General features: G+C 36.0%; 6 protein-coding genes and 2 pseudogenes. 4 read left to right on the top strand and 4 right to left on the bottom strand.

What is annotated here, in order from left to right; translation table 11 throughout:
• Positions 1-84 precede the first annotated feature (84 nt).
• Positions 85-461, top strand: a pseudogene (locus tag VK90_RS30975) (hypothetical protein).
• A pseudogene (locus VK90_RS31275) lies at positions 412-549 on the top strand (recombinase family protein); the annotation flags it as partial. The pseudogenes VK90_RS30975 and VK90_RS31275, both read left to right, overlap by 50 nt.
• Positions 550-865: 316 nt before the next feature.
• On the opposite strand, the gene VK90_RS26070 reads toward VK90_RS31275, so the two are convergent.
• Both VK90_RS26070 and VK90_RS26065 read right to left on the bottom strand, forming a co-directional pair.
• Positions 866-1510, bottom strand: coding sequence for a LysE family translocator (locus VK90_RS26070; protein ID WP_048376387.1), 645 nt, complete (start codon positions 1508-1510; stop codon positions 866-868).
• 136 nt (positions 1511-1646) lie between these two features.
• Positions 1647-2228 (bottom strand): DJ-1/PfpI family protein, encoded by a 582-nt coding sequence (locus tag VK90_RS26065; protein ID WP_048376386.1) that lies wholly within the window; start codon positions 2226-2228, stop codon positions 1647-1649.
• A gap of 142 nt (positions 2229-2370) precedes the next feature.
• On the opposite strand from VK90_RS26065, the gene VK90_RS26060 reads away from it, so the two are divergent.
• A complete protein-coding gene (locus VK90_RS26060) occupies positions 2371-2808 on the top strand; it encodes an Lrp/AsnC family transcriptional regulator (RefSeq protein ID WP_048376384.1) in 438 nt (145 codons plus the stop codon).
• A gap of 489 nt (positions 2809-3297) precedes the next feature.
• On the opposite strand, the gene VK90_RS31525 is transcribed toward VK90_RS26060, so the two are convergent.
• Together VK90_RS31525 and VK90_RS26050 are read right to left on the bottom strand one after the other, a co-directional pair.
• Entirely contained in the window at positions 3298-3462 is a 165-nt protein-coding gene (locus VK90_RS31525) for a chorismate mutase (RefSeq protein ID WP_376769448.1), read from the bottom strand.
• A gap of 429 nt (positions 3463-3891) precedes the next feature.
• Positions 3892-5364, bottom strand: coding sequence for a glutamate decarboxylase (locus tag VK90_RS26050; RefSeq protein WP_048376379.1), 1473 nt, complete (start codon positions 5362-5364; stop codon positions 3892-3894).
• Between the two features lie 605 nt (positions 5365-5969).
• Here VK90_RS26050 and VK90_RS26045 point away from each other — a divergent pair.
• Positions 5970-6428, top strand: a complete 459-nt coding sequence (locus VK90_RS26045; RefSeq protein ID WP_048376377.1) for a VOC family protein — start codon at positions 5970-5972, stop codon at positions 6426-6428.
• Positions 6429-6570: the final 142 nt, after the last annotated feature.

Raw genomic sequence — 6570 nt, 5'->3', positions numbered from 1 at the left:
TGATGGATGTGTGGTGCTACCCCATCTTAGAAATATTATTAGATGACAAAATATAAAATCATACAGTAAAAGGAGCAATAATCTATGTTAAAACTTGTACATAACGAGACCCAACCTACATTCTTTGAGCAATTTTTCTTTGAAAATCCTGTTCAAAATGATGTTTTTATAATTGAAGCGAACAAAAAATATTTTTTTTCGAATACGATGCTGTGATTGATATGATCAAAAAATCCAAAACAAAACAACAAGAATACGTTAAAAGACAGCTGCAAATTTATCACTATTTAAGCCAGGACTTAAGAACTTGTTTACAAGAAATCGCAACAGATTACATAAGAAGAATTTTTTGGGAGAACAAAAAAATGGAATGCAAGGTCGTACCCTCACACTCCACCCAACACATGAACTATAGAAGAAACTTATCCCAAGTGGAAAAATGGAGAAATAACGGGAGTTAAGTTTATGGAGATATTAGAACTAAAGAAAAATACATTTTATAAAATAGTGAAAGAATATGAAGAAAACAAAGTAGCAACTAACTTATAACGAATGGAAGCCGAAAGTTTCTTAGAGTAGAAAATTCGGCTTCTTTTATATCGAAATTTGCTTAGCGTATATTTTCGTTAAAATGTGGGTGGTACCCCATCGCTATCAAGCTAAGCTCATACAACGTCAATTATAGTGGAGTTCGTTTCTTTTTTCTAAAGGCTACGTGTAGGGAATTTAAAGACCCCTCAGGGATCAACGAATTCCTGAGGGGTTGCCTACGTGATATAACATATTTACAATTACGTTACGTTTAGGTTTAAAATACGTATCTTTTTCATTTACATTATAACCACCCTATTTAAGTTTATAAGAGTTATGCTTTTGAGATAAAAGTCATTACTTGTTTTATAAACTCGTAACCAAAATAACCACTAAATCCGAATAGGACTATTGCGGCAAATATAGATACCCTTTTAATAAAGGTTGGATTTAGAAAACGTCTAGTAAAATGAACAAAGCTTAATAAAATCATATCATGCATAAAGATACCTAATAAAATACCTACAGCTATTAATATAAATGTAGATGTACTTGCATTACCTAATGAAGAAACTAGAACCGGACCAAAGACCCCTATCCAAAATACAATATTAGCCGGTGATATAGCAATCATAAAACCAGATAAATAAGCTGATAATAAAGATTTATTAGGATCTTCTCCCTCTATGTTAACTTCTGACTTTGCTTCTTTAATACTTTCTATTCCAATAAACATTAAAAATACAAAACCTAGTAGCCACATAACTGTTTCTACCCATGGATTGGTTAATACACTAGAGAACCCTAGATAAATCAGGACTATTAAAGATAAATCTACAGTCATTCCTCCTATACCTACAAACCAACCATGTACGAAACCATTTCTCATTCCTTGTTTAGTCATTTGGACTGTCATAGCACCTGCAGGTATTGCTAAAGATAAACCTAACAAAATATATGTGAAAAGTGTTATAATCATAAAAATTCTCCTATTATAAGTATTGTAATAATCAAACCCTTCTTCTTTTTCCTCTGGTTCAACAAATAGAGCTAGAGCACGACGACTTTTCACATTACTTCTAGCAAGCACCAAAAACTCACAAGAAGATAAATGCCTAAAATCCCATAAGATCCTTTACATGTTCAGCGTTCTTTTTAGATGTTAGTTTTTCAAGTAATAAAAATGCAACATCAAAAGCTGTACCTGGATTTGAAGATGTAATAATATTTCCATCTTGAACAATTAAATCATTTTGTACGATTGCACCGAAATTCTTTAACTGCTCTTTTCGTTTACTCGTTGGATGACTGTATGTGGTAGCTTTTTTACCTGTAAGAATTCCGCTTTTACCAAGCGTTAATGATGCAACACAAATACTGGCAATAGGCTTCTGCTTGGCATGAAAATGTTGAATAACATTTAAGAATTCTCTACTGTATGCATCCCGATAAAAACCAGCTTCTTCAAATCCCCCTGGAATAGCTAGTGCATCAAACTCATCTAATTGAATATCATCAACCGTTTTTTCGGGTATGACAGTAAAATTCCAAGTACAGGTTAATTTATTCCGAAGACCAACTGTTACGACCTCGGTCGATCCATCTCCCTCCCATTTATTCCAGCCTAGTACATCTGTAAATACACTAGCTTCTACTGCTTCAAATCCGTCAGCTAATAATAATAAAATCTTTTTCATATCGTAAATCGCCTCCTGATATCCTTATTTTATACAAATATAGAAGGCTGATAAATACGTTCAATAAGGATATTCGATTGTTTGGCTTTATTATATAAAGAGTTTAGGTTATTCTATTTTATAAAAAAAGGTTGGATAATTTATGGATCAAATTGATAAAAAAATCGTGGGATTATTACAGTCAAATGCAAAAATTTCAATGAAGGATTTAGCAGAAGCCGTTCACTTATCTTCTCCGTCAGTAACTGAGCGAGTACGGAAGTTAGAGGAGCAACAAATTATTGAAGGTTACCATGCACATGTTTCTCTAAAAAAAATAAACCGTCCAATTTCTGCACTTATATTGTTTAAATCAACGAATTGTAAATCATTAGCTAACTTTTGCTATAATCATCCAGATGTACTTGAGTGTTACAGAGTAGCAGGAGAAATTAGCTATATTGTCAAATTAGCAACGTATTCTGTAGAAAGCTTAGAACAATTTATTGATGATACAATGCAATATGGTACGCCATCAACGAATATCGTGTTATCTTCTTATGAAAAAAAAATAATTGCTCCCTTTATTAGTGAAGAATAAAAATACTGGCATAATCAATTAACTATTGCTTACTCAATAACCCTTTAAAAATAGCCCTGATTTTTCTGACTTGTATAAAAGAATCAGGGTCTCTAATCATTTTTATCGTTTTGGGGTAACCCATTTTTATTAGCTTGATGGCAATGAGGGACATCAAAATCTTAAGTTGATGGGCATGGGGTAGCGTCAGGAAAATGCGGATTTACAACGTTAAGGAAATTTCAATATTAAAAAGCCTAATTTCTCAATTTAATGTGAAGAAATTAGGCTTTTTTCATTGCTCCATTAAAGAGCCCGATTGCTGAATATATAGGATATAATACGTTTCCGACCAATTATTGTATTGCATCTTGTAATTTACCCTTGTTTATTATCTATTTTTGAATGATGGATTAATTCGTGATTTATAAAGCAAGAAATCGTTGTTCTATATACTTGTTCAATAATATCAGGATTTATATTATTTTCATCAGCAATTATTCTAACTTTTTAAATTACAGCTTCAACTCTTTTTAGTGCTTTAACATCTTCAGTATCCTTTTTGAATTTTGCAGCTTGTTCAACGTATCTACTTCTTTCACTAATTAACATAACTATTTGGTTATCAAGATAATCAATATTTATGTCGTAATTAAAGGTGTTCAGAGGGCTCAATCTGAATAGAATTCAAATGTTTCATTCGGTTTATGACAGATAATACTTCATTAATTCTAGGTAATTCAATCCACCTTTCGAAACCAGGAAAAAAGGAAGAAAATACAATATCCACTCCTTCTCTCTCCATATCTTTGAGAGCTTTTTTGATCTTTTCATGAGGAAAGATGAGGCGACCCTGATTATTTATAGCTATTTTTCGAGTCAATAGGCGGAATCTCTCCGTCTATTTATCAGATCGGGTGCTTAACCTGTTCCCCCAACCGATAAGAGATATAAACTTTTCTTCTGTATAAAGCATATCCTTATTGGTCGACTTAATCTCCATAAAAAGTCCCTCCAATAAATTTCTTAATGGAGGGATTCATCTAAGATAGTTAATTTCACCGGTGGTTAGCTCAACTTAATGACTACGAGATCTGTCCCCACTTAGTGATGAAACCCATTATCACATTTCGTATCATGTGGCATAGGCCCGTCCAGGGAATCCAGAAAGGCAACGGCCTGTTTGAGGTTCCTCAAAAATAAATGCGCGAGATCCATGGAAAATCCATTTCGAACCACAACGCGCATAATCGTCACCGCTTCCATATCTGGAGGCAATGGATAGGCGGGTACTTGCCAGCCGAACACACGCAATTGTCGAGATAAATCATAAAGATTCCAGTTTAATGTGTAACCATCTTTCAGTCGCCAAGCGAAAACCGGAATATCCGAACCATCGGACAAAAGTTCGAACGGTTCCATCTTCTGAATCGCCTTGCTAAGAAAAAGAGCGACTTTCTGAGAAGCCCTTTGGACATCATAGTACCCACTTTTCCCCAAACGCAGGTAATTGTAATATTGCAGGAGCACTTGTGCGCCAGGACGAGAGAAATTCAGGGCAAAAGTCGGCATGTTCCCGCCCAAATAGGAGACGTGGAAGATTAGATCCTCAGGGAGATCTTCAGCTTCCCGCCAAATTATCCAACCCAACCCAGGGTAGACTAATCCATATTTATGTCCGGATACATTGATGGACTTCACCCTCGGTAATTGAAAATCCCAGACTAAATCTGGTTGAAGAAACGGTGCTATAAATCCCCCCGAAGCCGCATCCACATGCATGGGAATGTCGAGGCCCGTCCTCTCCTGTAAATCGTCCAACGCTTTCGCAATGGCGGCAACCGGTTCGTAAAGCCCGGTATAAGTCTCACCGAGAATCGGTACCACACCAATCGTATTTTCATCCACGGCAGCGAGGACCCCCTGAGTATCCAATCGGGGATGCTCTGGGCTAACCTTCACATAGCGCGGTTCAACCTCCCAATAGTTCGCGAATTTTTCCCAAACGACTTGAACAGCAGAACTAAACACAATATTAGGCCGATCCACCGACTTCCCTTCGCTTTTGCGTGCGTTTTGCCAGCGTCTCTTTAACGCAAGCCCCCCGAGCATACATGCTTCCGACGATCCAGTTGTTGAAACGCCCATAGTCGTAAGGGGGGTGGGCGAATGCCAGAGGTTGGCTAAAATACGGACACACCGCTCCTCAATTTCGGCTGTCTGTGGATATTCATCCTTGTCAATCATGTTCTTGTCGAAAGATTTGGCATATAAGTGCTCTGCGGCAGGCTCCATCCATGTGCTAACAAATGTTGCAAGATTCAAGCGGGCATTGCCATCAAGAGCGATTTCATCATGGACGATTTGATACGCTGTTTCTGGTAACATGCCTTCATCACGCATGTGAAAGCGCGGAACGACTGATTCTCCTTCGCGGGCAAACAGAGGATTTACAGAAAATTCGTGAGGCAGCTCCATTTGCACGTGACGCGGTAGATATTGTGGATTATTATCTGGCATGATCTCTTTTCCTTCGTATGCATCGTTTTGAACTTCTGCTTTTCGATTCTGTGGCATACAAGTCCCCCTTAATTAATTGTTTAACAAACATATTATTTACAAAAAAGCATTTGTTAAACAAGGGGACAATTCTAATAAAAGGTGCTGCCACCATTCAAATTAAAGGAGCATATTAACGTCAGCCATTCAAATAACAAAACAGCACCTCTCCAGCAAATTAGAGGGTGCTGTTGTTTTTTCGCTAAAACCTCATTTACTTATGATACGGTTCACCACTATTAATGCTGGACTATATCCTCTACAACCTGCCCTAAACATGAAACAGGCACGCGCGTTCATCTTTCGATAATCGCGTTAAAAATATTAACTACCCCCAAGAGTAAAAATACTATCCCTTCTTTATATTCTTACTAAAAGAATAGCGTTTTTTCATTATTTAAATATGATTTCATCTGAATTTGATGGAGATTTCTCCTACAAAAGTAGTAGAATTTTTATTTGAATTTGCTACCTCAGTTGGATTTATCATATTTCAATTTCGATAGAATAGTAAATAGGTATATCGGATATGGAGATACATTACAATGATTATACATACTTCAGATTTTGAATTACAGTAAATACTCAACCCGTAGTTACTAATAAAGAAAGGAATAAGCAGAATGATACAGAACATATACGAAGCTCATTTACATGTAAGAGATTTAGAAAAGGCGATAGATTTCTATCAAAATAAGTTAGGGTTAGCATTAGCAAGAAAACTATCCAAAAGAAAAGTGGCTTTCTTTTGGGTAGGAGAAAATAAAAAGCAAATGCTTGGACTATGGGAAGTACATAATATTGAAGATTTTAAGATGAAACACTTTGCTTTTGGTGTAGATTTAGAATTTCTAAAGACTTCTAAATTGTGGTTAGAGAATCGTGGAATAGAAGTGGTAGGAAGCCAAGGAAAAGGAAATCAAGAGCCAATTGTCCAAAGATGGATGCCAGCTGCGAGTGTATACTTTCTGGATTGTGATGGAAATAAATTAGAGTTTATTTCTATGTTACATGATAATCCAGATGAATTAGAATATGCATCCTATTTAAGTGAATGGGATGCGGAACACCAAGAAAAATAAATGAGATTGTATCTATAAAACGGAAAAAACGTTATTCTTTTTGTAAAAATATACAGAAAGAATAGCGTTTTTTTCATTTCAAGGAAATTTAGTTTTGCTAGCTTGATAGCGATGGGGTGGTACCCCACACCCATCAACTTAA

This window comes from Bacillus sp. LK2, assembly GCF_001043575.1.
In the GTDB taxonomy this organism is placed as follows: domain Bacteria; phylum Bacillota; class Bacilli; order Bacillales; family Bacillaceae_G; genus Bacillus_A; species Bacillus_A paramycoides.
Note: the sequence above shows the minus strand (reverse complement) of the source record. Positions and strands in the feature narration are given on the sequence as shown.